21 protein-coding genes are annotated in these 25,075 nt (G+C 72.9%); 8 read left to right on the top strand and 13 right to left on the bottom strand.

What is annotated here, in order from left to right; translation table 11 throughout:
• Positions 1–34: 34 nt before the first annotated feature.
• The 3 genes from J2X68_RS15745 to J2X68_RS15735 all read right to left on the bottom strand — a co-directional run bounded on the left by J2X68_RS15745 (position 35) and on the right by J2X68_RS15735 (position 3,090).
• Complete coding sequence (locus J2X68_RS15745) at positions 35–1,933, bottom strand: protein kinase domain-containing protein (RefSeq protein ID WP_310433163.1); 1,899 nt, start codon at positions 1,931–1,933, stop codon at positions 35–37.
• 93 nt (positions 1,934–2,026) lie between these two features.
• On the bottom strand, positions 2,027–2,485 hold the full coding sequence (locus tag J2X68_RS15740; RefSeq protein WP_310433162.1) for a MarR family transcriptional regulator: 459 nt from the start codon (positions 2,483–2,485) through the stop codon (positions 2,027–2,029).
• Positions 2,482–3,090, bottom strand: coding sequence for a type 1 glutamine amidotransferase family protein (locus J2X68_RS15735; protein WP_310433161.1), 609 nt, complete (start codon positions 3,088–3,090; stop codon positions 2,482–2,484). Before J2X68_RS15735 ends, J2X68_RS15740 begins: the two co-directional genes overlap by 4 nt.
• A 175-nt stretch (positions 3,091–3,265) precedes the next feature.
• Here J2X68_RS15735 and J2X68_RS15730 point away from each other — a divergent pair, with 175 nt between their 5' ends.
• The 4 genes from J2X68_RS15730 to J2X68_RS15715 all read left to right on the top strand — a co-directional run bounded on the left by J2X68_RS15730 (position 3,266) and on the right by J2X68_RS15715 (position 8,699).
• The gene (locus J2X68_RS15730) at positions 3,266–4,621 is read left to right on the top strand and encodes an aspartate aminotransferase family protein (RefSeq protein ID WP_310433160.1); all 1,356 of its coding nucleotides are present in this window, start codon (positions 3,266–3,268) and stop codon (positions 4,619–4,621) included.
• A 201-nt stretch (positions 4,622–4,822) separates the two neighbouring features.
• Entirely contained in the window at positions 4,823–5,524 is a 702-nt protein-coding gene (locus J2X68_RS15725) for a GntR family transcriptional regulator (protein WP_310433159.1), read from the top strand.
• Positions 5,521–7,989, top strand: coding sequence for a glycosyltransferase family 2 protein (locus J2X68_RS15720; protein ID WP_310433158.1), 2,469 nt, complete (start codon positions 5,521–5,523; stop codon positions 7,987–7,989). The genes J2X68_RS15725 and J2X68_RS15720 overlap by 4 nt, the downstream gene beginning before the upstream one ends.
• Positions 7,990–8,048: 59 nt before the next feature.
• Positions 8,049–8,699 carry a hypothetical protein gene (locus tag J2X68_RS15715; protein ID WP_310433157.1) on the top strand — a complete coding sequence of 217 codons (651 nt, stop codon included), beginning with the start codon at positions 8,049–8,051 and terminating at the stop codon, positions 8,697–8,699.
• A 20-nt stretch (positions 8,700–8,719) separates the two neighbouring features.
• Here J2X68_RS15715 and J2X68_RS15710 read toward each other — a convergent pair whose 3' ends face one another.
• Complete coding sequence (locus J2X68_RS15710; protein WP_310433156.1) at positions 8,720–9,013, bottom strand: hypothetical protein; 294 nt, start codon at positions 9,011–9,013, stop codon at positions 8,720–8,722.
• 232 nt (positions 9,014–9,245) lie between these two features.
• Entirely contained in the window at positions 9,246–10,529 is a 1,284-nt protein-coding gene (locus tag J2X68_RS15705) for an adenylosuccinate synthase (protein ID WP_028806748.1), read from the bottom strand.
• A 206-nt stretch (positions 10,530–10,735) separates the two neighbouring features.
• On the opposite strand from J2X68_RS15705, the gene J2X68_RS15700 reads away from it, so the two are divergent.
• The gene (locus J2X68_RS15700; protein ID WP_310433155.1) at positions 10,736–11,608 is read left to right on the top strand and encodes a diacylglycerol kinase family protein; all 873 of its coding nucleotides are present in this window, start codon (positions 10,736–10,738) and stop codon (positions 11,606–11,608) included.
• A 37-nt stretch (positions 11,609–11,645) separates the two neighbouring features.
• Here J2X68_RS15700 and eutC read toward each other — a convergent pair whose 3' ends face one another.
• Together eutC and eutB are read right to left on the bottom strand one after the other, a co-directional pair.
• On the bottom strand, positions 11,646–12,479 hold the full coding sequence (eutC, locus tag J2X68_RS15695; protein ID WP_310433154.1) for an ethanolamine ammonia-lyase subunit EutC: 834 nt from the start codon (positions 12,477–12,479) through the stop codon (positions 11,646–11,648).
• The gene (gene eutB / locus J2X68_RS15690; RefSeq protein ID WP_310433153.1) at positions 12,476–13,978 is read right to left on the bottom strand and encodes an ethanolamine ammonia-lyase subunit EutB; all 1,503 of its coding nucleotides are present in this window, start codon (positions 13,976–13,978) and stop codon (positions 12,476–12,478) included. Before eutB ends, eutC begins: the two co-directional genes overlap by 4 nt.
• 149 nt (positions 13,979–14,127) lie before the next feature.
• Here eutB and J2X68_RS15685 point away from each other — a divergent pair, with 149 nt between their 5' ends.
• Entirely contained in the window at positions 14,128–15,648 is a 1,521-nt protein-coding gene (locus J2X68_RS15685; RefSeq protein ID WP_310433152.1) for an APC family permease, read from the top strand.
• Here J2X68_RS15685 and J2X68_RS15680 read toward each other — a convergent pair.
• On the bottom strand, positions 15,645–16,133 hold the full coding sequence (locus tag J2X68_RS15680) for a MarR family transcriptional regulator (protein WP_310433151.1): 489 nt from the start codon (positions 16,131–16,133) through the stop codon (positions 15,645–15,647). The genes J2X68_RS15685 and J2X68_RS15680 overlap by 4 nt on opposite strands.
• A gap of 74 nt (positions 16,134–16,207) precedes the next feature.
• Between J2X68_RS15680 and J2X68_RS15675 the strand changes: the two genes are divergently transcribed.
• Both J2X68_RS15675 and J2X68_RS15670 read left to right on the top strand, forming a co-directional pair.
• Entirely contained in the window at positions 16,208–17,098 is an 891-nt protein-coding gene (locus J2X68_RS15675) for an ABC transporter ATP-binding protein (RefSeq protein WP_310433150.1), read from the top strand.
• Entirely contained in the window at positions 17,095–18,663 is a 1,569-nt protein-coding gene (locus J2X68_RS15670) for an ABC transporter permease (protein WP_310433149.1), read from the top strand. Before J2X68_RS15675 ends, J2X68_RS15670 begins: the two co-directional genes overlap by 4 nt.
• A gap of 442 nt (positions 18,664–19,105) precedes the next feature.
• Here J2X68_RS15670 and J2X68_RS15665 read toward each other — a convergent pair whose 3' ends face one another.
• The 5 genes from J2X68_RS15665 to J2X68_RS15645 all read right to left on the bottom strand — a co-directional run bounded on the left by J2X68_RS15665 (position 19,106) and on the right by J2X68_RS15645 (position 25,074).
• Positions 19,106–20,323, bottom strand: coding sequence for a cytochrome P450 (locus tag J2X68_RS15665; protein WP_310433148.1), 1,218 nt, complete (start codon positions 20,321–20,323; stop codon positions 19,106–19,108).
• Between the two features lie 264 nt (positions 20,324–20,587).
• Positions 20,588–21,253 (bottom strand): response regulator transcription factor, encoded by a 666-nt coding sequence (locus J2X68_RS15660; RefSeq protein ID WP_310433147.1) that lies wholly within the window; start codon positions 21,251–21,253, stop codon positions 20,588–20,590.
• Complete coding sequence (locus tag J2X68_RS15655; RefSeq protein ID WP_310433146.1) at positions 21,250–22,611, bottom strand: histidine kinase; 1,362 nt, start codon at positions 22,609–22,611, stop codon at positions 21,250–21,252. Before J2X68_RS15655 ends, J2X68_RS15660 begins: the two co-directional genes overlap by 4 nt.
• A gap of 136 nt (positions 22,612–22,747) precedes the next feature.
• Positions 22,748–23,425 (bottom strand): response regulator transcription factor, encoded by a 678-nt coding sequence (locus tag J2X68_RS15650; protein WP_310433145.1) that lies wholly within the window; start codon positions 23,423–23,425, stop codon positions 22,748–22,750.
• A complete protein-coding gene (locus J2X68_RS15645) occupies positions 23,422–25,074 on the bottom strand; it encodes a sensor histidine kinase (RefSeq protein WP_310433144.1) in 1,653 nt (550 codons plus the stop codon). Before J2X68_RS15645 ends, J2X68_RS15650 begins: the two co-directional genes overlap by 4 nt.
• Position 25,075 lies beyond the last annotated feature (1 nt).

Below are 25,075 nucleotides of genomic sequence, written 5' to 3'. Positions count from 1 at the left end.
ATTCCGGACTGGTCGACGGACGTTCGCGTGACGTTCACCGCCGGGTGTAGGTCAGCTTCTCCCCGGTGCCGGTGTTGACCCGTCGCAGCGTGCCGTCGGCGAGCAGGGTGACCTCGGAGGCGGCGCCGGGACTGCACGAGGAGAGGGGTTCGCCGGCGGTGACCTTGGACGGGCCTATCTTCAACGGGCCGTCGTCGCCCGGCCGTGCGGAGAGGGTGGCGCTGAACTCGCAGTGGTAGCCGTCCCCGTCGGCGACGAGGGCGAGCACCGCGTCGCCCACCTCGCCCTGGGCGAGGGTCAGCCGGCGGGTGTTCGTGCCGCTCTCGTTCTCGATCGTGGTGGTCCAGCTGCCGAGATAGGCCGCGGGGACCACGCCGTCCGCCGAGGAGGCGGAGGGGGACGCGGAGGTCGACGGGGACGAGTCGGGCGAGGGCAGCTCCGAGGCCTTCGCGGCGGAGGGCGCCGAACCGGCGGACGTGCTGGGCCCCGCGTTCGCCGCGGGGTCGTCGTCGCCGTTCATGAACGCGTACACCGAGCCGCCCGCGGCGACCGCGACCACCAGGCCGACCGCGACGAGCAGGGCGGTCGTCCGGCCGCTGCGGCGCGGCGGCTCCTGCGGGCCGGTGGGGCCGGCCGGTCCGTACGGGTCGTGCGGCGGGGTGGCGCCGGGGGTCGCGGCGGCGTCCGCGTACGGGTTGTACGGCGCGCCGGGGCCGGGGGCCGCGGACCAGGCGGCCGGCGGCTGGGGCGGGTGGCCGTAGGCGGCCGGGGCCTGCTGCGGATGCTGCTGGGGGTAGCCGTACACCGGGTGGGGCGGGGCCGCCCGTCCACCGGGGGCGTGGGGCTGCGCCGGGATGCCGTCGGCGCCCGCGACCAGCGTCGGGCGGGGGTCCGGCGAGGGCGCGGCGCCGCGCGGCCCGGAGTGCTGCGGGAAGGCCTCGGGGGCGGTCGCCGCGTGGTCCGCGAAGGCGGGGCGCCCCGGGTGGCCGGCGCGGGACGGGCCCGTGCCCTCCGGGTCCTCCACCTCCAGCAGCCGCACGGCGTGCCGGCCGAGCTGCGCCACGAGGGCGCCGGGCAGCCAGGGGTCGCGGGAGCGGCCGTCGGAGACGGTGTCGTCGACGCCGGTGAGTTCCAGGACGCGCTCCAGGGAGGGCCGGGCGCCCGGGTCCTTGCGCAGACAGCCGCGGACCAGATCGGCGATGCCCTCGGGGACGCCGGAGAGGTCGGGTTCGTCCTGGGCGATGCGGAACATCAGGGCGTGCGCGCCGCTGTCGACCGAGCCGAAGGGGAGGGTGCCGGTGGCGGCGTAGGTGATGACCGAGCCGAGGCAGAAGACGTCGCTGGCGGGCGTGACCGGGTCGCCGCGCAGCTGCTCGGGGGCCATGAAGCCGGGCGAGCCGATCACCGCGCCGGTCTGGGTCAGCCGGCTGTCGCCGCTCACGCTCTCCAGCGCCCGCGCGACGCCGAAGTCGATGACCCGGGGCCCCTCGATGGTGACCATGACGTTGGACGGCTTGAGGTCGCGGTGCACGATCCCGGCCGCGTGGATGTTGGCCAGCGCGTGCGCGAGCCCGGCGGCGAGGATCCGCACCGACCGCTCGGGCAGCGGACCGTGGTCGTGGCTCACGACCTGCTGGAGGCTCGGCCCGGCCACGTAGCCGGTGGCGACCCAGGGGACTGCGGCCTCGGTGTCGGCGTCGAGGACGGGCGCGGTCCAGAACCCGCCGACCCGCTGCGCGTTGCGCACCTCCTGCCGGAACCGCGCCCGGAACTCCTCGCGCGCCGCCAGCTCCCGCCGGACCAGCTTCACGGCGACCGTGCGCCCGCGGTCCGAGCGGGCGAGGTAGACCTGCCCCATGCCGCCCGCGCCCAGCCGCGCGAGCAGCCGGTAGCCGCCGATGCGCTGCGGGTCCTCCGGGCCCAGCTTCTCCATCGCAGCGCCGCCTTTCCCGCACATGTGTGAACGAGACATGTGCAACCCCGCCGAGAATAATCCGGCCGTTCGGGGAGTAGTGCGGTGCGGTGTCTACGGTTGCGTAACAGCGGGCTCCAAACCGTCCAGCACCGTGGACAGGCGTTCCAGTACGTGTACGGCCGCGGCGAGCTCCGCCTCCCCGAAGGCCTCCGCCAGCCGGTCGGCGAGGGCCGCGTGACCGGGGTCGATACGGGCCACCGCGGCCCGCCCGGCCTCCGTGGGCGCGAGCAGCTTGGCGCGCCGGTGGGCGGGGTTGGGCCGGTACTCGGCGAGGCCCTGCTCCACCAGCAGGTCGGCGACGCGCTGGACGCTCTGCCGGGTGATGCCCATGGCGCGGGCGATGCCGGACACGGGCAGCGGGTCGCGGAGCACCGCGCCGAGCACCTGCCACCGGGCGGCGGTGAGCCCGGCGGGCCCGGCCAGCTCCTCGGCCACGGCGAGGAACTGGCCGTTCAGCCGGAACACCCCGAGGGCGCCGCGGCTGAGCAGATCCTGTCGCTCCCTGCTCACCGGTCGGCCGACGCCTTCTCCAGCACCGCGTAGGCCTCGGCGTCGGAGTCGTGGAACAGCCGGTACCAGGCGTCCAGCACCTCGCCCTCGTAGACGCCGAGCAGCCGGAAGATCTCGCGGGCGAAGGCGACCGGTTCCGTCGGGCCGGCGGTGATCAGGTTCGCGTCGGTGACGGCGTCCGCCTCCACGTACCGGTCGCCGCCCCCGTAGCCGGTGGCCGCCAGGTAGAAGGAGACCGCGCCGGTGTGGTCCCGGTCGTCGAGCAGGCCCTCGCGGGCGAGTCCCGCGGTGGCCCCGCAGATCGCGGCGACGGGCACCCCGGCGTCGAGGAACGCGCGGGCGGTGCGGGCGAAGGGCGCGAGGTCGTCCGAGGTGTCCCACAGGTCGGCGCCCGGCAGGATCAGCAGGGAGCTGTCCTCGGGCCGTACCGCGTCCAGCGCCAGGTCGGGCCGGATCCGCAGGCCGCCGGTGCTGACCACCGGCTCCTCCGATCCGCCGACGGTCCGGATCTCGTACCCGTTCCGGGCGAGGTACGCCGTGGCGAACCCCGTCTCCCAGTCGGCGAGCGTGTCGTACACGGCGAGATGCACCGGCTTGCGGCTCATGGCTCCTCCTCGCGAGCGGAATCCTTATGACAGAAGGCTGTCACTTCGACAGCAAGCTGTCAATGCATGCCCGACCCCTCGCTCCGCACGCCCGACAACCTGTCGCGGAATCGCCCCGTCCACGGAACAGGACGCCGATACCGCTTCCGCATCGCGGACATTTACGCTCACCCGCATGACCCCTCAGCCCAACCCCCAGGCCGGCGCCGCCGTGAAGGCCGCGGACCGCGCGCATGTCTTCCACTCCTGGTCCGCCCAGGAGCTCATCGACCCGCTCGCCGTGGCCGGCGCGGAGGGGTCGTACTTCTGGGACTACGACGGCAAGCGCTACCTCGACCTCACCAGCGGGCTCGTCTACGCCAACATCGGCTACCAGCACCCGAAGGTCGTCGCCGCGATCCAGGAGCAGGCCGCACACCTGACCACCTTCGCGCCCGCCTTCGCCGTCGAGGCCCGTTCGGAGGCGGCCCGGCTCATCGCCGAGCGGACCCCCGGCGACCTGGACAAGATCTTCTTCACCAACGGCGGCGCGGACGCGGTCGAGCACGCCGTGCGCATGGCCCGGCTGCACACCGGGCGCGCCAAGGTGCTGTCCGCCTACCGCTCGTACCACGGCGGCACCCAGCAGGCCGTGAACCTCACCGGCGACCCGCGCCGATGGGCCTCCGACACCGCGACGGCCGGGGTCGTCCACTTCTGGGCGCCGTACCTGTACCGCTCCCGCTTCTACGCGGAGACGGAGGAGCAGGAGACCGCGCGGGCGCTCGAGCACCTGGAGACGACGATCGCCTTCGAGGGGCCGGGGACGATCGCCGCGATCATCCTGGAGACCGTGCCGGGCACCGCCGGGATCATGGTCCCGCCGCCCGGCTATCTCGCCGGGGTGCGGCAGCTCTGCGACCAGTACGGGATCGTCTTCGTCCTGGACGAGGTCATGGCCGGCTTCGGCCGCACCGGTGAGTGGTTCGCGGCCGACCTGTTCGGCGTGACGCCCGACCTGATGACCTTCGCCAAGGGCGTGAACAGCGGATACGTGCCGCTCGGCGGGGTCGCGATCTCCGGCGCCATCGCGGAGACCTTCGCCCGGCGGCCCTACCCGGGCGGCCTGACGTACTCCGGGCACCCGCTGGCCTGCGCGGCCGCCGTCGCGACGATCAACGTCATGGCGGAGGAGGGCATCGTCGAGAACGCGAAGAACCTGGGCGCCTCGGTCGTCGGTCCGGGCCTGCGGGAACTGGCGGAGCGGCACGCGTGCGTCGGCGAGGTGCGCGGTGTCGGCATGTTCTGGGCCCTCGAACTGGTGAAGAACCGCGAGACCCGCGAGCCGCTCGTGCCGTACAACGCGGCCGGCGAGGCCAACGCGGCCATGGCCGCCTTCGGCGCGGCCGCCAAGAAGGCCGGGGCCTGGCCGTTCGTGAACATGAACCGCACCCACTTCGTGCCGCCGCTCAACGTCTCCGAGTCCGAGGTCAAGGAAGGTCTCGCGGCCCTGGACGCGGCGCTTTCGGTGGCCGACGAGTACACGGACTAGCGCCGGACCGGCACCGGGAAAAGGGCCGCCGGAGGGCCGCGGAACGACCCGGCGGGGAGGGGTCGCGGCCCTTCGGCGGGTCGGTGACGCGGAGGGCGATCGACCAAGGTCCGGATTTCGTCGAACGCGTAAGGTGGCGTGCTCGTACATACCCACGAGCACGCCGCTTTTCCCGCACCCGACGATGGAGACGCCCCGACGATGCCCGGCAGCACCGGCAACGGAGCCGTGACGCGCAGCACCCTGCGGCAGCAGATCGCCGACGCGTTGCGCGACGAGGTGCTGGGGGGACGGCTCCAGCCGGGCCAGGAGTTCACCGTCAAGGAGATCGCCGAGCAGTACGGCGTCTCCGCGACCCCCGTCCGCGAGGCCCTCGTCGACCTCTCCGCGCAGGGCCTGCTGGAGGCCGACCAGCACCGGGGCTTCCGGGTCCACGAGTACTCCGTCCCGGACTTCCGGGGCATGATCGAGGCGCGCAGCCTGATCATCGAGGGGATGTTCCTGGCCCTGGACGAGGGCCGTCAGCGCCACCACGACTACGACGACCCGCGGACCGCGGCCGCCATAGCCGGGGTGCGCCGCCGGGGCGAGGAGGCCCAGCGTGCCGCGGCCGCCGGCGACCTCACCGTCCTCATCGGCTACGACCTGCGCTTCTGGCGGGAGCTGAGCGCGCTGTTCGGCAACCCCTATCTCACCGACTTCCTGCACCGGCTGCGGCTCCAGTCCTGGGTGTGCACGGTGCAGCACCTGCGCCGGCCGACCGATCTGCGCGGCCACCTCTGGTCCGGCCACACCGAACTCGTCGACGCCCTGTACGACCGCGACACCACCACCGCCCGGGCGATGCTCGCCGCGTACAACGACGAATCCGTCGCCCTGATCGAGCGCCTGGCGGCGGAGTGAGCAGGGCGCAAGCCCCCGGCACGTCCGCTCCCGCGCACCGCAGCGCGCCCGTCGAACTCTCCGTCGTCATCCCCGCCTTCAACGAGGAGCATCGGCTCGGCCCCACCCTGGACGCCGTCACCCGCTACCTCGACGCCACCGGGAGCCACTGGCGCACCTGGGAGATCCTGGTCGCCGACGACGGTTCCACCGACGCCACCCGTGAACTCGTCACCGCCCGCCGCGACCCCCGGGTGAAGCTCGTCGCGGGCTCCGGCCACCGGGGCAAGGGCCACGCCCTGCGCCGCGGCGTCGCCGCCGGCCGGGGCCGCCACGTCCTGGTCATGGACGCCGATCTCGCCACTCCCGTCGAGGAGTTGGAGCGCCTGGAGAAGGCGCTGGCGGACGGCAACGCGGCGGCGATCGGCTCACGGGCCGTACCCGGCGCGAGCCTCGGCGACCGCCAGCACCGGATACGCGAACTCGCCGGCCGGGCGGGCAACCTGCTCATACGCCGGACGACCCTGCGGGGCACGCGCGACACCCAGTGCGGCTTCAAGCTCTTCGACGGCGACAAGGCCCGCGCCGCCTTCGCCGCCTCCCGCCTCGACGGCTGGGCGATCGACGTGGAGGTGCTGCGCCACTTCCAGCGGGTCGGCTGGCCGGTCGCCGAGGTGCCCGTGCACTGGTCGCACCAGCCCGGCTCGAAGGTCCGTCCGGCGGACTACCTCCGGGTCCTGCGCGACCTGGTCCGGCTGCGGATCACGGCGACGGGACCCGCGGACGTCGTAGCCGTCCTGCTGTTCCTCGCGATGGCGGTGGCCCTCTACTCCGGCCGCCTCCCGGACCCGGACCACCGCTACCTCACCGACTCCCTCCAGGACCAGAACCAGTGGGAGTGGTTCTTCGCGGTGACCGCCGACAACATCGCCCACCTGCGCAATCCTCTCTTCACCGGCCTCCAGGGCGCCCCGGACGGCGTGAACCTGATGGCCAACACCACGATGCTGGGCCTGTCCGTCCCGCTCACGCCCGTCACGCTGGCGCTCGGACCGGCCGTCACGCTGAGCCTGGTGATGACGCTGGGCCTGGCCGCGACGGCCGCCGCCTGGTACCGGCTGATCGTGCAACGGCTCGTCGACCGCCGTACGGCCGCCTTCGCCGGAGCCGCGCTGGCCGCCTTCGCGCCGCCGATGATCAGCCACGCCAACGCGCACCCCAACTTCGTCGTGCTGTTCATGATCCCGCTGATCATCGACCGCGCGCTGCGGCTCACGACCGGTGCACGCGTCACCCGCGACGCGGTCGTCCTCGGCCTGATGGCGGCCTACCAGTTGTTCCTCGGCGAGGAGCCGCTGCTGCTCGCCGCGCTGGGCATGCTGCTGTTCGCGGCCGCCTACGCGGCCGTACGCCCCGACGTCGCGCGCGAGGCCCTGCGGCCCCTGCTGACCGGTCTGGCGGTCGCCGGCGCCGTCTGTCTCCCCCTCGTCGTGTACCCGCTGGCCTGGCAGTTCTCCGGTCCGCAGAGCTACACCGGCATCGACCACGGCACCGCGCCCGGCGTCGCCAACTCCGTCCGGGCGCTGCTGTCCTTCGCCGAGCGCTCCCTGATCGCGGGCGACGCGCGCCGCGCCGACGCCCTCTCCCTGAACCCGACCGAGCAGAACGCCTTCTACGGCTGGCCGCTGGCGCTGCTCGCGATCGCGGTCACGGCGGGACTTCGGCGGCGGCCGGTCGTCAAGGCGCTGGCCGGGACGGCGGCGGCCGCGGCCGTGCTGTCCCTCGGTTCGCGCCTCCCTCTCCCGCTCACCGACTCGACCGTCCCCGGCCCCTGGGCCGCGCTCGCCGGACTGCCGCTCTTCGACTCGGTGATCGAGAGCCGGGTGGCACTGGTCTGCGCCCCGCCGCTGGGCATGCTGCTCGCCCTCGCGGTCGACCGGCTCGCCCGGGTCCGCAGGCCGGGCGCGCGCCGCGCCGGTCTGACGGCCGTCTGCCTCGCCCTGCTCCCCCTGGTACCCGCCCCGCTGAAGTCGGAGCCGCGCGCCGAGGCGCCCGCCTTCTTCACCGACGGCGCCTGGAAGACATACGTCCGCGGCGACGAGACGCTGGTCCCGGTGCCGCTCGCCGAACCCGCGGACGCCGAGGCGCTGCACTGGCAGACCGCGGCCGGCCTCGGCTTCCGGATGCCCGGCGGCTACTTCAACGGCCCCTACGGCGACGGCGACCGCACCGGCGTCTACGGCGTCCCGCTGCGGTTCACCGCCGGTCTGCTGCGGGACGTGCGGTACACGGGCGTGGTCCCGGCGATCGACGCCCGGGCCCGGGCCGAGACCCGCGAGGATCTCGCGTACTGGCGGGCGGGCGCGCTGGTGCTCGCCCCGCAACCGCACGCGGACCGACTGCGTGAGACGGTGGAGAAGCTGGTCGGCCGACCGGGTAGGCGGGTGGCCGGAGTGTGGGTATGGGACCTGCACGAGGGGAGCTGACGCGGGCCTCACCGACTACTCTTCCCTGACCGGTCGACGCACTGAGTGAGGAGCTCTCTTTGGCCTGTGACCTGTGGCTGGTGCCGCTCGTCGACGTGTTGTGCCACACCCCCGACAATCCCTTCGCCGACGAACTCGCCCAGTACAACAAGGTGCTGGCCGAGGCGGGTCTGCCGCCCGTGCCGGTGTACCAGTACATGCCGGGGCTGTCCGGCGAGGTCGCCCCGGTGGCCGGCTTCGACTACGACGCCCTGCACTTCCTGCGCCGCGCCTACCTCCTCCAGGTGTGCGGCCTGCCGGTGACGCCGGTGGACGAGCTGGGCGGCGACTACGAGCAGCTCCTGGAGATGTTCGAGGCGACGGCCCAGCAGTCGCACCTGGTCTGGCACTACGACCACGCGGGCGCCTACGTGCCCGTCGACTTCCCGCAGCCCCTGTCCAACGATGAACTCCTCGCGGGCGGCGGGCCCCTGGGTTCCGCGCAGTCCCTGCTGCGGGAACTGGAGTTCGTGGCCCCGTCGATCGGCATCGATCCGGCCAATCCGCCGTCGGCTCCGCAACCGCCCGCAGCGCCCACGGAGTTGGAGGAGCCCGCCGTCCCGGCGCCGTACGACTCCAGCCCCTTCGCGCGCGAGCGGCACGTCTGGCTCGGGCTGCACGCGGCGGCGACGCGGAGTCTGGCGCAGGGATCGATGATCGTGTTCAGCTGAGCGGTCGACCGGACGGCCGGTCAACGGCCGAGCTGCGCGAGGCCCTTCTGCACGTCTTCCCTGTTCATCACCGGGGTGTAGGAGATCTCGGCGCCGAGCTGGAGGAAGAACGGCTCGCTGAGCGCGGGCATCTGCGCACTCTCTTCCATGTCGAAGAAAAGGAAGGCGGTGCGGCGGCCGTGGTCGGTGGTGAAGTAGGCGGCCTCGGGCTTGAGCTGCGCCATGGACTCCTCGATGAGCTTCCCGAGGGTGCCGTTCCGGATGGCCTCGTTCGCCTTCTCGGTGTCCATGGACGCCTTCAGCATCATGCGCATCGCAGTCACTTCCTTCTGGTCGACACACATGCGGGTCAACCTCAGGATATGCCCGTACGCGGCTTTTATCCCTTGCGGCGAGACCGGCCGGACGACCTCCGCAGACGGCCGCGCCGGCCCGCGCCGGCTCCCGCCGACGGGGCCGCGCGCGAGGCCGGCGAAGACGACGGGCCGGTCAGGGATGCCCCTGACCGGCCCGCGCCCGCAAACCGCCGCCGGATCGCCGCCGGTACTACAGGAACGAGTTGATCTCGATCGTCTCGTCCCGGCCCGGGCCCACGCCGATCGCGGAGATCGGGGCGCCGGACATCTCCTCCAGCGCCTTGACGTACGCCTGGGCGTTCTTCGGCAGGTCGGAGAAGGACTTCGCCTTGGTGATGTCCTCGGACCAGCCGGGCAGGGTCTCGTAGATCGGCTTCGCGTGGTGGAAGTCGCTCTGCGAGTACGGGAGTTCCTCGACGCGCTTGCCGTCGATCTCGTACGCCACGCAGACCGGGATCTGCTCCCAGCCGGTCAGGACGTCGAGCTTCGTGAGGAAGAAGTCCGTCAGGCCGTTCACGCGGGTCGCGTAGCGGGCGATGACCGCGTCGAACCAGCCGCAGCGACGGTCACGGCCGGTCGTCACGCCCCGCTCGCCGCCGATGCGGCGCAGCGCCTCGCCGTCCTCGTCGAACAGCTCGGTCGGGAACGGGCCCGAGCCGACGCGGGTCGTGTAGGCCTTCAGGATGCCGATGACCCGGCTGATCTTCGTCGGGCCCACGCCCGCGCCCGTGCAGGCGCCGCCCGCGGTCGGGTTGGACGAGGTGACGAAGGGGTACGTGCCGTGGTCGATGTCGAGGAGCGTGCCCTGCCCGCCCTCGAAGAGGACGACCTTGTCGGCCTCCAGCGCCTGGTTGAGGAGCAGGACCGTGTCGGTGACGTACGGAGCGAGCTTCTCCGCGTAGCCGAGCAGTTCCTCGACGACCTGGTCGACGGCGATCGCGCGGCGGTTGTACAGCTTGGTGAGCAGCTGGTTCTTGCCGTCGAGCGCCGCCTCGACCTTCTGGGTCAGGATCGACTCGTCGTACAGGTCCTGGACCCGGATGCCGACCCGGTTGATCTTGTCGGCGTAGGTCGGGCCGATGCCGCGGCCGGTGGTCCCGATCTTGCGCTTTCCGAGGAAGCGTTCCGTCACCTTGTCGACAGTGACGTTGTACGGGGTGATGATGTGCGCGTTGCCGCTGATCAGCAGCTTCGACGTGTCGACGCCGCGCTCGTTCAGACCGCTCAGCTCGGAGAGCAGGACCGACGGGTCGACAACGACACCGTTACCGATGACCGGCGTACAGCCGGGTGACAGAATGCCCGAAGGGAGCAGGTGGAGTGCGTACTTCTGGTCGCCCACGACGACCGTGTGGCCGGCGTTGTTGCCGCCCTGGTAACGCACTACGTAATCCACCGAGCCACCGAGAAGGTCGGTGGCCTTCCCCTTGCCTTCGTCACCCCACTGAGCACCGAGCAGCACAAGTGCGGGCACGCGCGTACACCCCTTCCGGGTGGGGCATGTCCAAGGCCAGGGGCGTACGCGGTGGCTCTTTCCACCGCGTGCACCGCGTGCACCGCGACCGTCGTCGGTCGCCGCTTGTCGGACCCGGATGCCCCGGAATAGACCAAGCCCCTGGCGCAATAGCGCAAGGGGCTCTTGCACAAAGATGCTACCCGAGGAAGCGAGGCAGGACCGAGGTGGCGACTTTCGCGACGTCCGAACAGCTGCTGGTGATCATCGATCCGGTCGCCAGGCGCACGGACGGGGAGTCCGTACGAATCGCGAAAGACGTGCTCAGCGCGGGTGCGGCGAGCACGAAGGTGTGCCTCCCCGAGGACCCGGAGGAATTCGCCCGGGCGCTGGCCCGGCGGGGCTCGCGACGGCCGGTGGTCGTCGGCGACGACCGCGCGCTGATGCGGGCGGTGGCCCTGCTGCACCGGCAGCGGACCCTGGCCGAAACCGTGCTCTCGGTGGTGCCCGTGGGCACGGCCCTGGGCGTCTCGCACGCCCTGGGGGTGCCCACGGGGGCGGTGGCGGCGGCCCGGGCCGTCCTGGACGGCACGGAGCGGCGTCTGGACGTACTGGTGGACGACAGCGACGGGGTGGTGCTGGGCGCGCTGCGGATCCCGCCGGTGCCGTCGGCCGCGCGGCCGGAGACGACCGCGGCGGAGCCCGGGCTCGCGCACGGCGGCGGCCACCCCTGGCTGCGGACCTACCAGTCCCTCTTCCGGACGCTGGTGCCGTCCCGGCCGTCGCGGCTCTCCGCCGCCCCGGCCACGCCCGGCCCGGCCCGGCTGCGGATCGAGGTCGACGGGGTGACGCTGGTCGACCTCGACCAGCCGGTGGAGGCGGTGTCGGTGACCCCGGGACCCGACGGCACGGCGATCGTGCGGGTGCGCCCGCTGTCCCTCGGCGCGGCGGTGGAGCCCCTGGAGACCCGGGGGCGGACGGTGACCGTCTCGGGCGCGGATTTCCGCTACCGGGCGGACGCGGCGGTCGCGGGGCCGGTGCGCCGGCGCACGTGGACGGTGCGCGAGGGGGCGCTGGGACTGATGCTGCCGGAGCTGTGACCCGGGAAGATCCGGGGCGCGGGCGCGACGGGCCCGGTTAGGCAGAGCCCCGCCGGTCCGGCTGGCCGGGGAGGGTCTCGTCCTTGAGGTCGACGCCGCTGCGTCCCAGCTCCCGGGCCCCCCGCAGCAGCGCGGCCAGCTTCGCCGCCGCCGTCTCGTAGGAGAGGCCCAGGGGCGGGCGGATGTTGGACAGGCAGTTGCGGTCGGCGTCCGTCGTGACGCCCGGCCGGGGCCGGTGGGTGAGGTACGCGCCCAGCGAGTCGGCCGCCGACATGCCGGGGCGTTCGCCGACGAGGAGCACCACGGCCGTGGCGCCCATGGCGTGCGCGATGTCGTCGCCGAGGGCCACCCGGGCCTGTTCGGCGAGGACGACGGGCGCCACCGAGGTGGCGGACGGCAGCCGCGCGGTCGTCGCCCGGATCATCGCCGCCGCGTGCTCGTGCACCGCCCGGCTGGAGAGTCCGTCGGCGACCACGAAGACGACGTCCCACGCGCCCGTGGGCAGATGCGCCCGGTCGATGGGGTGCAGGCGGCGGCCCAGGTCGGGGCGCTGGAGGTAGGTGAGACGGTCGGGGGCGGCGCTGCGGACCCGGACCACCGAGGTGCCGGTCAGCCGCGCGGCCACCGTGTCCGGGTCGAACGGCGAGTGCACCGCGTCGCGGGCGGCGGCGTGCGCGGCCTGGAGCTCCAGACGGTGCCGGGTCGGCAGGGCGGAACCGGCCCGGCCCAGACCGATCCGCGCCTGGGTGCGCAGACGCAGGGACGCCCACAACTCCCCCTGCTCATCGGTCGTCGGACCGGCCGTCGCCTGCGTCTGCGTCCGTGCCGGTGCGTGCGCCTGCGCCTGCGCCTGCGTCTGGCTGTTGGTCATGCCGCGAGCTCCCGTCCGGGGGTGGCGGGTCCTGGGGTCCCGGTGACGGCGGGGCCGGTGACGGCGGGGCCGGTGGCGGCGGGGCCGGTGGCGGCGGGGCCGGTGACCGCGGAGCGGGTGGTGGCGATCTCCGTCAGCGGGTGGGCCGGTCCGGACAGTTCGCGGATGCCGCCCCGCCGGTCCAGCAGCCCGATCGCGTCCAGCCACGCCTCGAACTCCGGCGCGGGGCGCAGCCCCAGCACCTCCCGCAGGTACAACGCGTCGTGGTAAGAGGCCGACTGGTAGTTGAGCATGATGTCGTCGCCGCCCGGGGTGCAGATCACGAAGGAGGCGCCGGCCACGCCGAGCATCGTCAGCATCGTGGCGATGTCGTCGTCATCGGCGTCGGCGTGGTTGGTGTAACAGATGTCGAGGCCCATGGGCAGGCCGAGCAGCTTGCCGCAGAAGTGGTCCTCGAGGGCGGCGCGCAGGATCTGCCGGCCGTCGTAGAGGTACTCCGGGCCGATGAAGCCGACGACCGTGTTCACCAGCAGCGGGTCGTAGCGGCGGGCGACCGCGTACGCCCGTGCCTCGACCGTCTGCTGGTCGACCCCGTGGTGCGCGCCGGCGGAGAGGGCGCTGCCCTGCCCGGTCTCGAAGTACATGACGTTCCGGCCGACGGTCCCCCGCTCCAGGGCCAGCGCCGCCTCGTACGCCTCGTCGAGCAGGCCGAGGGTGACCCCGAAGGAGGCGTTGGCGGCCTGGGTGCCGGCGACCGACTGGAAGACCAGGTCGACGGGGGCGCCCCGCTCCATCAGGTCCAGGCTGGTGGTGACGTGGCACAGCACGCAGGACTGGGTGGGGATCGCGTACCGCCCGATCACCTCGTCGAGCAGTTCCAGCAGGTCCCGTACGGCCTTCGGGCTGTCCGTGGCCGGGTTGACGCCGATCACCGCGTCGCCGGAGCCGAGCAGGAGGCCGTCCAGCAGCGCGGCGGCCACGCCGGCCGGGTCGTCGGTGGGGTGGTTGGGCTGCAGGCGGGTGGCGAGCCGTCCGGGCAGGCCGATCGTGGAGCGGAAGGCGGTCACCACGCGCACCTTCCGCGCCACGGCCACCAGGTCGGCGTTGCCCATGAGCTTGGAGACCGCCGCGACCGTCTCGGGCGTGAGTCCCGGCGCCAGCGCGGCCAGCGACACCGCGTCCGCCGCCTCCGACAGAAGCCACTCCCGCAGCTCCCCGACCGTCATCGACGCCACCGGCGCGAAGGCGGCCGGGTCGTGGCCGTCGAGGATGAGCCGGGTGACGTCGTCGTCCTCGTAGGGGATCAGGGGCCGGGTCAGGAAGTCGGTGAGCGGCACCTCCGACAGCGCCCAGCGCGCCGCGACCCGCCGGCGCGCGTCCCGCGCCGCGAGACCGGCCAGGCGGTCGCCGGAGCGTTCGGGGCTCGCGGCGGCGAGCAGTCGGGCGAGCGAGTCGAAGCGGTACCGCTCACCGCCGAGGGTGCAGGTGTAGGCGCTCATGGCGGCGACCGTACGAGGCGTGTGTTGCGACCAGATTTCTAAAGGTCTGGTTGACAAGCATTTAACGTGCCGACACCCTTGACCGACTCATTCGGGCTACAGAGTTCCGGTCCAGCACACCAGCGGACGACCAGGAGAGGGGCCACCCGATGGCAGTGGACGAGGGCGTCGCCTCAGCGGCGGGAACAACGGCGGAACCGGGTGGGGAAGGCGCCGTTCACCGGCTCAAGCCCAACGCCATCGGCTTGCTCGGGGTGGTCTTCATGGCCGTCGCGACGGCCGCGCCGATCACCGCGATGACCGGCAACGTGCCCTTCATGGTGTCGGCGGGCAACGGCATCGGGGCCCCGGCGAGCTACCTGGTCGCAATGGTCGTCCTGGCAATCTTTTCCGTCGGCTTCACCTCGATGGCGAAGCACATCACCTCGACCGGCGCCTTCTACGGCTTCATCTCCTACGGCCTCGGCCGCTCGGTCGGGCTGGCCTCGGGGCTGCTCGCGACCTTCGCCTACGTGGTGTTCGAGCCGGCGCTGATCGGCATCTTCTCGACCTTCGCCACCACCACACTGCAGGACCAGACGGGCCTGGACATCCCCTGGTGGGCGTTCGCGGTGCTGATGCTCGCCGTCAACGCGACGGGCACCTGGTTCGGCGTCTCCGTCGCCGAGAAACTGCTCGTCGTGCTGCTCGCCACCGAGGTGACGATCCTCGCGGCGATGGCGATCTCGGTCGCCCTGCACGGCGGCGGCCCGGACGGCTTCAGCATCGACCCGGTCAACCCGGTCAACGCCTTCCGGGGGACCAGCGCGGGCCTCGGGCTCTTCTTCGCCTTCTGGTCCTGGGTCGGCTTCGAGTCCACGGCGATGTACGGCGAGGAGTCGCGCAACCCGAAGAAGATCATCCCCAAGGCCACGATGATCTCGGTGCTGGGCGTCGGCGTGTTCTACGTGTTCGTCTCCTGGATGGCCATCATCGGCACCGGCCAGGGGAAGGCCGTCCGGGTCGCCACGGCCGATCCGCTGGCGCTCTTCTTCGGCCCCACCGAGCGGTACGTCGGCCACTGGGCCGTCGACGTCATGCAGTGGCTGATGATCACCGGCTCGCTGGCCTGCGGCATGGCCTTCCACAACTGCGCCGCCCGCTACATGTACGCCCTGGGCCGCGAGGGCGTCCTGCCCTCCCTGAAGAACTCCGTCGGCCGCACCCACGCCCGGCACGGCTCCCCGCACATCGCGGGCCTGGTCCAGACCGTCGTCTCGGCCGTCCTGATCGGCGCGTTCTGGGCCGCGGGCAAGGACCCGTACACCGGCACCTACGTGCTGCTCGCCATCCTCGGCACGATGGCGATCCTGGTGGTGCAGGCGGTGTGCTCGTTCGCCGTGCTGGTCTACTTCCGCTCCCACCACCCCGAGAGCAGGCACTGGTTCAGGACGTTCACCGCCCCGCTCGTCGGCGGCGTCGCGATGCTCGCCGTGGTCACGCTGCTGGTGTCCAACATGGGGGTCGCGGCGGGGCCGGAGTCGGGTTCGCTGGTACTGAAGGCGACACCCTGGCTGGTCGCGCTGATCGCGGTGGCCGGCGTGGGCTACGCGCAGTACCTGAAGCGGCGGGACCCGTCCCGCTACCGGCTGCTGGGGCGGACGGTGCTGGAGGAGACGAAGGAGCGCTAGCCCTCCCCGAACACCGTCACCCGGTGGACGCGCCAGCGCTCCATCATGGCCGCGATCTCGCCTTCCATGAACTCGAAGAAGGCGAGCGTCTCGGCCATGCGGCGTCCGGCCGGCGTGTCCGGGCCGAGGCTCAGGACGCCCTCGCGCAGCGCGCCCTCCCACCGCTTGATGAGGGTGTCGCGGTTGGTCAGCGCCTCGTACCACTGGTCGCCGTGCACCCGGTAGCGCTCCCGGCGCGAGCCGGGCTCCCGCTCGCGGGACACCATGTGCGCCTGGGCGAGGTAGCGCACCGCGCCGGAGACGGCGGCGGGGCTGATCCGCAGTTGTTCACCCAGTTCGGCGGAGGTCATCACACCGGCGTCGGAGGAGAGGAGCGCGGCGAAGACCCGGGCCGCCATGCGCTGCATCCCCGCCTCGACGAGCTGAGCCGCGAAGGACTCGACGAACTTCGACACGGCCTCCGCGTCCCGCCCGTTCTCGCTCATGACCCGCATCCTAACGGTTCTTTGCACCATTCCTTAACTTCACAAATTTCTGAAAGAAGCGTACGTTCGGTGCCATGACGAAGGCCATCTCGGTGTCCGGACTGCACAAGTCCTTCGGCCGCGCCCACGCACTGGACGGTCTCGACCTGGAGGTCGAGACCGGCGAGGTGCACGGCTTCCTCGGCCCCAACGGCGCCGGCAAGTCCACCACCATCCGCGTCCTGCTCGGCCTGCTGCGCGCCGACTCCGGCGCCGCGTCGGTCCTCGGCCGCGACCCGTGGACCGACGCGGTCGAGGCACACCGCCGCATCGCGTACGTCCCCGGCGACGTGACCCTGTGGCGCAACCTCTCCGGCGGCGAGGTCATCGACCTGTACGGCAGGCTGCGCGGCGGCCTGGACACGGCCCGCCGCGCCGACCTGATCGACCGCTTCGAACTGGACCCCACCAAGAAGGGCCGCACGTACTCCAAGGGCAACCGCCAGAAGGTCGCCCTGGTGGCCGCGTTCGCCTCCGACGTCGACCTGCTGATCCTGGACGAGCCGACCTCGGGCCTGGACCCCCTCATGGAGGAGGTCTTCCAGCGCTGCGTACGGGAGGAACGGGACCGCGGCCGGACGATCCTGCTGTCCTCCCACATCCTCAGCGAGGTGGAGGAACTGTGCGACCGCGTCAGCATCATCCGCAGGGGCCGCACGGTGGAGACGGGCTCGCTGGCCGACTTGCGCCACCTGACGAGGACCAGCGTGACGGCCGAACTCGCCCACTCCCCCAACGGGTTGGCCCATCTGCCGGGCGTGCACGACCTCGACGTACAGGGAAAACACGTGAAGCTGCACGTCGACACCGACAAACTCGACGCCGTACTGCGGTCGTTGGCGGACTCGGGCGTACGGTCGCTGAGGTCGTCGCCGCCGACGCTGGAGGAGCTGTTCCTGCGGCACTACCAGGAGACCCGGGCATGACCACGCTGGCGGGCACCGGCCCGCTCCTGCGCTTCGCGCTGCGCCGCGACCGGGTACTGATCCCCGTCTGGGTGGCCGTGAACACCCTGATGGTCCTCTCCATGCCGAACACGCTCAAGAGCCTCTACGGCACCCCGGCCGAGCGGGCCGACCTGCTGCGGCAGCTGGAGACCAACGCCTCCCTGCGGGCCCTGATCGGCCCCGTCTTCGACGACTCGCTCGGCGCGCTGACGGCCTGGCGGGTGGGCGTGTACGCGGGCGTGCTCGCCGCCGTGACGAGCCTGCTGATCGTCGTACGGCACACCCGTGACGAGGAGGAGAGCGGCCGTCAGGAACTCGTCGCGTCCGGCATGGTCGGCCGCCGCGCCTCCCTGACGGCGGCCCTGCTCGCGGCGGGCGTCGCCAACGCCGTACTGGCCCTGCTGGTGACGGCGGGCCTGGCGGGCCGGGGAGCGGCCGGCGCGGTCGCGTTCGGCCTCGGGCTCGCCGGGGTGGGCATGGTGTTCGCCACGGCGGCGGCGGTCCTCGCGCAGCTCACCGAGAGCGCGCGACTGGCCCGGGGACTGACGGCGGCGGTGCTGGGCGCGGCCTTCGTCCTGCGGGCGGCGGGCGACTCGTCGACCGACGACGGCTCGTCGGCGCTGACCTGGCTGTCCCCGCTCGGCTGGCTGGAGAACCTGCGGGCGTTCGCGGACGAACGGTGGTGGGTGCCGGGCCTGTTCGCGGCGGCGGTCGTGGCGCAGGGCGCGCTGGCGTACGGGCTGGCCGGCCGCCGGGACGTCGGGATGAGCTTCCTGCCCACCCGCCCCGGACCGGCTGCGGGCCGCCTGGCCTCGGCCGCCGCGCTGGCCTGGCGGCTGCAGCGCGGCGCCGTGCTGGGCTGGAGCGTCGGCTTCTTCCTCGCGGGGGTGGTGTACGGCGGACTCACCGAGGGCGCGGCCGACCTGGTCGCCGACAACGACAAGGCCCGCGAGATCTTCGAGCGGATGGGCGGCCGGTCGGACCTGACGGACGCGTTCCTCGCCTCGATGATCGGCATGCTCGGCCTGATCGCGGCCCTGTACATCGTGGCGTCCGTGCTCCGGCTGCACGGCGAGGAGACGTCCGGCCGCGCGGAGCCGGTCCTGGCGAACGCGGTGGGCCGACTGCGCTGGGCGGCCGGTCACCTCCTGACCGCCTTCGGCGGCGCCACCCTGATCATGCTCCTGGCCGGGCTGGGCTTCGCGGCGGGCTACGGCAAGGAGATCCTGCCGATCCTGGGCGCCTGTCTGGTGCAGCTCCCGGCGATCTGGCTGGTCGGCGGCCTGGCCGTCCTGCTGTACGGCGCCGCCCCGCGGCTGGCGCCGGCCGCGTGGGGGGTGGCGGTCGCGATCCTGCTCATCGGCTGGATCGGCCCGGCGCTGGACGCCCCCCAGGCCGTCCTGGACCTCTCCCCCTTCGGCCACCTGCCCAAGCTGCCGGGCGGCTCGATGGAGTGGGGTCCGGTGCTCACGCTCACCGGCGTGGCGGCGGCACTGACGGCCGCGGGTCTGGCGGCTCTGCGACGACGGGACATGACGACGTAGGGGGCCTGCGGATCGGCCAGGGCCGCCGTGGCGGGTGGGGCGGCCGTGGCGGGTGGGGCGGTGGGGGATCCCGGTCGCGGGCGCTCCGGTCGAGGCCGGGTGGGAACCCGGGGCGGCCGGCGCGCGTCCGTCCCTGGCATGGGACAACGCATGCAGGCCGCCGGTGGCTGCCTCGCCATGGCGCTCGGCTGGGGCGCGGGACTGGCGGTGTGGTCCGTCGGCGTCCGCGGCCGCTTCTGGCGCTTCGAGCAGGCACCCGACTGGCGTGTCCTCTACGCGGAACTGCCGCTCGCCCTGCTGGGCGGGACCGCCGCGGGCCTGGCGCTGTGGGCCGGGTCCGTCCGCCTGGGACGCCGTCTCAGAGGGTCAGGAGGCTCACGTCCCCGAGGGTCACGTCTCGGAAGCTCACGTAGCGGAAGCCCACGTATCGGAGGCTCACGTCTCAGACGGTCACGCTGAGCCCCTCCAGTCCCCGGATCACGAAGTTCGGCTTGCGCCGGGGCTCGGCCGCGAGGGCCAGGGTGGGGGCCCGTTCCAGCAGGGCCGTCATCGAGGCGGCGAGCTCGATGCGGGCCAGCGGGGCGCCGATGCAGTAGTGGATGCCCGCGCTGAAGGAGATGTGCGGGTTGTCCGGGCGGCCGAGGTCGAGACGCTCCGGGTCGGCGAAGACCGCCGGGTCGTGGTTCGCCGACCCGAAGAGCATGGCGATCTCGGCTCCCCGGGGCACGGTGGTGCCGTCGATCTCGATGTCGTCGAGCACCCACCGCTCGAAGAGCTGGAGCGGGGTGTCGTACCGCATCAGCTCCTCGACTGCGGTGGGGACGAGCGAGTGGTCGGCGCGCAGCGCGGCCAGTTGCCCCGGGTTCCGGAAGAGCGCCCACCAGCCGTTGACGGTGGCGTTCACGGTCGCCTCGTGCCCCGCGTTGAGCAGCAGCACGGCGGTCGAGATCATCTCCTGCTCGGTGAGCCGGTCGCCCTCGTCGTGCGCGGCGATGAGACCGGAGATGAGATCGTCGCCGGGCTCCTTGCGCCGCGCGGCGATGAGCTCCCGCAGATAGTCGGAGAACTCGACGGAGGCCCGCACCGCCCGCTGCGCGGTCTCCTCCGACGGGCTGAGCTCGTACATCCCGCAGATGTCCGCCGACCAGGGCCTGAGCGGCCCCCGGTCCGACTCCGGGATGCCCAGCATCTCCGCGATCACCGCGACGGGCAGCGGCTCGGCGACGTCGCTGAGCAGATCGCCCCCGCCCGCCGCCACCAGCCGGTCCACCAGCTCCCCGGCCAGCCGCTGCACGTACGGCTTCAGCCGCTCCACCGTGCGCGGGGTGAACGCCTTCGACACCAGCCGCCTGATCCGGGTGTGGTCGGGCGGCTCCAGGTCGAGCATCCCGTGATCGTTGAGCGTGTGGAACGGCTCCTGCTCGGCCGGGGGCGCCGTCCGCCCGAAGTCCTCGTGCGTGAACCGGTGCTGATACGTCCGCCCGAGCCGTCGCTCCCGCAGCAGCGCCGAGACGTCCGCGTGCCGCGGCACCAGCCACTGGTCCGTCGGCTCGTAGTAGATCACCCGCCCCCGCTCCCGGAGCTCGGCGTAGGCCGGGTAGGGGTCCGCGACGAACGCGGGATCCCAAGGGTCGAACGAGAGAGCGTCAACTACTGCCATGAACGGACGCTAGCCGCTGGACGCACTCCTGACCAGGGGGTCTTGGCGGGCGTACGTCCCGGACCCGGCCCACGTCCTGGCCCGGCGCGCGTCCCCGACCCGGCGCGCGTCCTGGCCCGGCCCGCGTCCTGGCCCGGCCCACGTCCTGGCCCGGCCCACGTCCTGGCCCGGCCCACGTCCTGGCCCGGCCCGCGTCCTGGCCCGGCGCGCGTCCCGGGCCCGCGTACACCCCGGACCCGCGTGCGCCCCGCCCCGGTGGCCCCTCTAGCCCGGTGTCACCAGTCGGGCCTCGTAGGCGAAGACCGCCGCCTGGGTGCGGTCCCGCAGGCCCAGTTTGACCAGGATCCGGCTCACGTGGGTCTTGATGGTCGACTCCGCGACCACCAGCCGGCCGGCTATCTCCAGGTTCGACAGGCCCTGGGCGATGAGGACCAGCACCTCCGTCTCCCGTTCGGTCAGGTCGCCGTAGGCCGCCTGCGCGGTCGGCGACAGGCGCGGGGTGTCGGACAGCTTGGAGAACTCCGTGATCAGGCGCCTGGTGACGGACGGGGCCAGAAGGGCCTCCCCTGCTGCCACCACCCTCACCCCGTCGGCCAGTTGGCGGGCCGACGCGTCCTTCAGGAGGAAGCCCGAGGCACCCGCGCGCAGCGCCTGGTAGACGTACTCGTCCAGGTCGAAGGTCGTCAGGACCAGGACCTTCGCCGAGCTGTCCGCGGAGACGATCTCGCGCGTCGCCTCGATGCCGTTCAGCTCCGGCATCCGGATGTCCATCAGGACGACGTCGGGCGCGAGTTCGCGGACCCGGTCGACCGCCTCCCGGCCGTTGACCGCCTCGCCCACGACCTCGATGTCCGGCATCGCGTTCAGCAGGACCGAGAAGCCCTCGCGCACCATCATCTGGTCGTCGGCGATCAGTACGCGGATCGTCATGTTCCACTCTCGCTCGCGGCGGGCACCGGCAGGAACACCGTCACCTCGTAGCCGCCCGCGGGGGTCGGCTCCGCCGTCATCTCGCCGTTCAGCATGCTGACTCTCTCCCGCATACCGGTGATGCCGTGGCCGGCGCCGGGTGAGGGCTTGATCAGGGACGGGTTCGGCGGTGGGCCGTTGACTATCCGCAGGCCCAGGCCGCCCAGCACGTAGCCGATCTCCACCCGGGCGCCCGCCCCGGGGGCATGGCGCAGGGTGTTGCTCAGCGCCTCCTGGACTATCCGGTACGCCGACAGCTCCACGCCCTGAGGCAGTTCGCGCACCGCGCCGGTGACCGTCTTCTCCACCTCCAGGCCCGTCTCCCGCACGTTGGCGAGCAGCCTGTCCAGTTCGGCGAGCGTGGGCTGCGGGGCGTCGGGGACCTCGTAGTCCTCGGCGCGGACCACGCCGAGGACCCGGCGCAGCTCGGTGAGAGCCGCCACCGCGTTCTCCCGGATGGTGGCGAACGCGTTCTCCAGCTCCGGCGGCGGATTCTCCACCCGGTAGGGGGCGGCCTCGGCCTGGATCGCGACCACCGACATGTGGTGGGCCACGACGTCGTGCAGCTCACGGGCGATCGTGGTGCGCTCCTCCAGCAGGGTGCGGCGGGAGCGCTCGTGCGCGGTCACCGTCTCCTGGGCCGTGACCTTCTCCTCGGCCTGCCGGCGGATGTGCCAGACGGTGACGGCGAGGAGGAGGATCGCCGAGAAGACCAGCATGGGCGCGACGTTCGTGTAGTAGTGGCCCCAGCCGAAGACGGTCTCGGCGATGAAGCCGTAGGCCGCCGTCAGCATCCACATCCACGCCGCTGTGCGCGGGCGGGTGCGTATCGCCACGACCGTCAGCACGATCAGGTGGGCGGTGAAGCTGCCCGGCAGCCAGGGCCACTCCGAGTACGTGGTGCCGATGACGGCGACGACGGTGGTCCCCGCGAGCGACAGCCAGAACGCGCCGACCGGCCGCACCAGCGTCAGCAGCACCGGGGTCAGGGCGAGCAGGCCCGCCAGGAGGCCCACGCCGCTGCCCCCCGCGTCCGCCCAGGCGATCAGCATCGCCACGGCTCCGGCCGCCCCGACCACCGTGTGCCGCGACCAGGCCGCGTACTCACGCCTGCGGCCCTTCATGCGGCCCAGGACTCGGCCGGCGGACTCCTTTCGGGGCAGCGGACGGTAGGCGAACGCGTCGTGGAAGAGGTCCTCCCGCAGGCCGCGCAGGGCGTCCACGGCCGCCCGGAACTCCGGGCTGCGGGGCCGGTAGGCCTCGTAGGAGTCGTCCGGGTCATCCGGGCGCGTGGTGTGCGTCTGCGTCGTCTCTGTCACGTTCAGAACCGTATGCGGAGGAGGGGTTCCCGGTCGTCACCAGTGAGAGGGGTTCGTACGGATCCCTCTCAAGTACTACGGGTCCGACGGGAAGCCGCCGGGTGCCGCCGACCGGGGGCCGCCGGGCCGCCGGCGCTCAGTACCCCGACGGTCTCACCAGCCCCGACTCGTACGCGAACACCGCGGCCTGGGTCCGGTCCCGCAGCCCCAGTTTCACCAGGATGCGACCCACGTGGGTCTTCACGGTCTGCTCGGCGACGAAGAGGTGGTCGGCGATCTCCGCGTTGGACAGGCCCTGCGCGATCAGGGTGAGCACCTCCGTCTCGCGCTCGGTCAGATCGCCGACCCGCTCCTTCAGCGGGGCTCTGGGCCTGCCGTCGAGACGGGAGAACTCGGCGATCAGCTTGCGGGTGATGACGGGCGCGAGCAGGGCGTCGCCCGCCGCCACCACCCGGACCGCCTCGGCGAGCCGGTCCGCGGAGGCGTCCTTCAGCAGGAAGCCGGAGGCCCCGGCCCGCAGCGCGTCGTACACGTACTCGTCCAGGTCGAAGGTGGTGAGCACCAGCACCTTGACGTGCGGATGCGCGAGAGTGATGCGGTGCGTGGCGTCGATGCCGCCGAGTTCGGGCATGCGAATGTCCATCAGCACGACGTCCGGCACGAGTTCGTCGACCTTGGCGACCGCGTCCAGGCCGTGTACCGCCTGTCCGATCACCTCGATGCCCGGGTGGGCGTTGAGCAGCACGGTGAAGCCCTGCCGGACCATCTCCTGGTCGTCGGCGATCAGTACGCGGATGGTGCCGCCGGTCGTCATGGTGTTCCTTCTCCTGTCGGGGGCGGAGCGCCCGCCTCGTGCACATCGTCCCGGCCGCCCCGGCCGCCGCTGTCGGCGCTGTCGGCGCTGTCGGCCAGGGTGGGCAGGGCGGCCAGGTCGGCCGGGCTGTCCCCGGCGTCCAGGCCGGTCAGGCCCGTCGGGTCTGTCAGGTCGATCAGGTCGATCAGGTCCGTCGGGTCGGTCAGGTCGTCGGGGAAGACGAGGTCCAGGGCCGCGGGGGTGCCGGAGTCCGCGGAGTCCTCTCCGGAGCGGAGGGCGTCCGGAGCGTCCACGCCGTCCCGCGGGAGGAACGCCGACACCGCGAAGCCGCCGTGCAGGGTCGGATGAGCGTGGACCTGGCCGCCCAGCATCGCCGCCCGCTCACGCATCCCGAGCAGACCGTGCCCCGCTCCCGGGGACGGCGGCACGGGTGCGCACGGGCGGGAGTTGACGACCTCCAGGTAGAGCCCACGGGCATCGTGGGTGACCCGCACCCGGACCCGGGAACCCGGCGCGTGCCGCAGGGCGTTGCTCAGCGCCTCCTGGACGATCCGGTACGCGGACAGCTGCACGCCCGGCGGATACACGGGCGCCTCGCCCTCGACGGTGGCGACCACGTCGAGCCCCGCGGCGCGGGTGTTCTCCATCAGGGCGTCGAGGCGGTCGAGCGTGGGCTGCGGGGTGTCCGGGGCGGCCCCGGTGCCGGCCGCGCCGAGTCCGTAGGGGTCCTCGGGGTTCTCCGAGCGCAGCACCCCGAGCACCCGGCGCAGCTCGGCGAGCGCCTCCAGGGCGTTCTGCCGGATGCCGGCGAGGTTCTCCTTCAGCTCCTCGGACGGGTTCTCCACCAGGTGCGGGGCGACCTGGGCCTGGATGGAGATCACCGACATGTGGTGGGCGACCACGTCGTGCAGTTCGCGCGCGATCCGGTTGCGCTCCTCCAGCAGGGTGCGGCGGGCGCGTTCCTCGGCGGTGATCGTCTCCTGCTCGACGAGCTGGGTGCGGGCCTCGCCGAGACCCCGGAACGCGGTGCCGACGAGCACCACGGCCCCGAAGATCGCGACCGCGGTGACCCCGGTCGAGGTGTAGGTCGCCCCGCCGATCAGGCCCTGGACCACCCAGGTCGTCAGGACGGTGGCGGCGAGTGCCGCGAGCGACACCCGGGTGCGCGTCCGCAGGGCGAGGAACAGGAGCACGGCGGCGTGGGCGAGGACTTCGGGGATGTTCCAGGGCCAGCTGGGACCCGGCAGGGGGTGCCCCTGAAGCTCCGGGCGCGCGGCCACCGCGGCGACCACGGTGCCGGCCAGGGACAGCGCCCACGCGGGCCCCGGCCGCCACAGGGCGAGGACCACGGCCGCGCCCTGCGCGAACCCGGTCACCACCCCCAGCTCCGTGCCCAGGTCGTAGCGGCCCATCTGATCCGTGGCGGTGAGCGCGATCCCCAGGGAGGCCCAGCACACCACCACGTACCCGAGCAGCCGCAGCAGGCGCCTTGCCCGGTGGCGGAGCGCGAGCCGGCGCGGGGCGGGCCCGGCGGAGCGTGATCCGCCGGAGTCGGCGCCCACGGGTCCGGGCGAGCGCGGGAAGCGGGCCCGGCCGGTGGGTACGAGGACGGCGCGCTCGGTCGGGGTGCTGCCCTCATCGCCGTTCACG

The organism is Streptomyces sp. 3330, from assembly GCF_031456635.1.
In the GTDB taxonomy this organism is placed as follows: domain Bacteria; phylum Actinomycetota; class Actinomycetes; order Streptomycetales; family Streptomycetaceae; genus Streptomyces.
The sequence above is the reverse complement of the archived record's forward strand: the minus strand, read 5'-3'. Positions and strand labels throughout refer to the sequence as shown.

Bases quoted from the DNA above. Each gene is read 5' to 3' on its own strand.
- J2X68_RS15670 (WP_310433149.1), top strand. From the start codon at position 17,095: ATGACCACGCTGGCGGGCACCGGCCCGCTCCTGCGCTTCGCGCTGCGC.
- J2X68_RS15725 (WP_310433159.1), top strand. From the start codon at position 4,823: ATGCCCGGCAGCACCGGCAACGGAGCCGTGACGCGCAGCACCCTGCGG.
- J2X68_RS15735 (WP_310433161.1), bottom strand. From the start codon at position 3,090: ATGAGCCGCAAGCCGGTGCATCTCGCCGTGTACGACACGCTCGCCGAC.
- J2X68_RS15650 (WP_310433145.1), bottom strand. From the start codon at position 23,425: ATGACGACCGGCGGCACCATCCGCGTACTGATCGCCGACGACCAGGAG.
- J2X68_RS15675 (WP_310433150.1), top strand. From the start codon at position 16,208: ATGACGAAGGCCATCTCGGTGTCCGGACTGCACAAGTCCTTCGGCCGC.
- eutC (WP_310433154.1), bottom strand. From the start codon at position 12,479: ATGACCAACAGCCAGACGCAGGCGCAGGCGCAGGCGCACGCACCGGCA.
- eutB (WP_310433153.1), bottom strand. From the start codon at position 13,978: ATGAGCGCCTACACCTGCACCCTCGGCGGTGAGCGGTACCGCTTCGAC.
- J2X68_RS15745 (WP_310433163.1), bottom strand. From the start codon at position 1,933: ATGGAGAAGCTGGGCCCGGAGGACCCGCAGCGCATCGGCGGCTACCGG.
- J2X68_RS15730 (WP_310433160.1), top strand. From the start codon at position 3,266: ATGACCCCTCAGCCCAACCCCCAGGCCGGCGCCGCCGTGAAGGCCGCG.
- J2X68_RS15680 (WP_310433151.1), bottom strand. From the start codon at position 16,133: ATGAGCGAGAACGGGCGGGACGCGGAGGCCGTGTCGAAGTTCGTCGAG.
- J2X68_RS15660 (WP_310433147.1), bottom strand. From the start codon at position 21,253: ATGACGATCCGCGTACTGATCGCCGACGACCAGATGATGGTGCGCGAG.
- J2X68_RS15665 (WP_310433148.1), bottom strand. From the start codon at position 20,323: ATGGCAGTAGTTGACGCTCTCTCGTTCGACCCTTGGGATCCCGCGTTC.
- J2X68_RS15710 (WP_310433156.1), bottom strand. From the start codon at position 9,013: ATGCGCATGATGCTGAAGGCGTCCATGGACACCGAGAAGGCGAACGAG.
- J2X68_RS15685 (WP_310433152.1), top strand. From the start codon at position 14,128: ATGGCAGTGGACGAGGGCGTCGCCTCAGCGGCGGGAACAACGGCGGAA.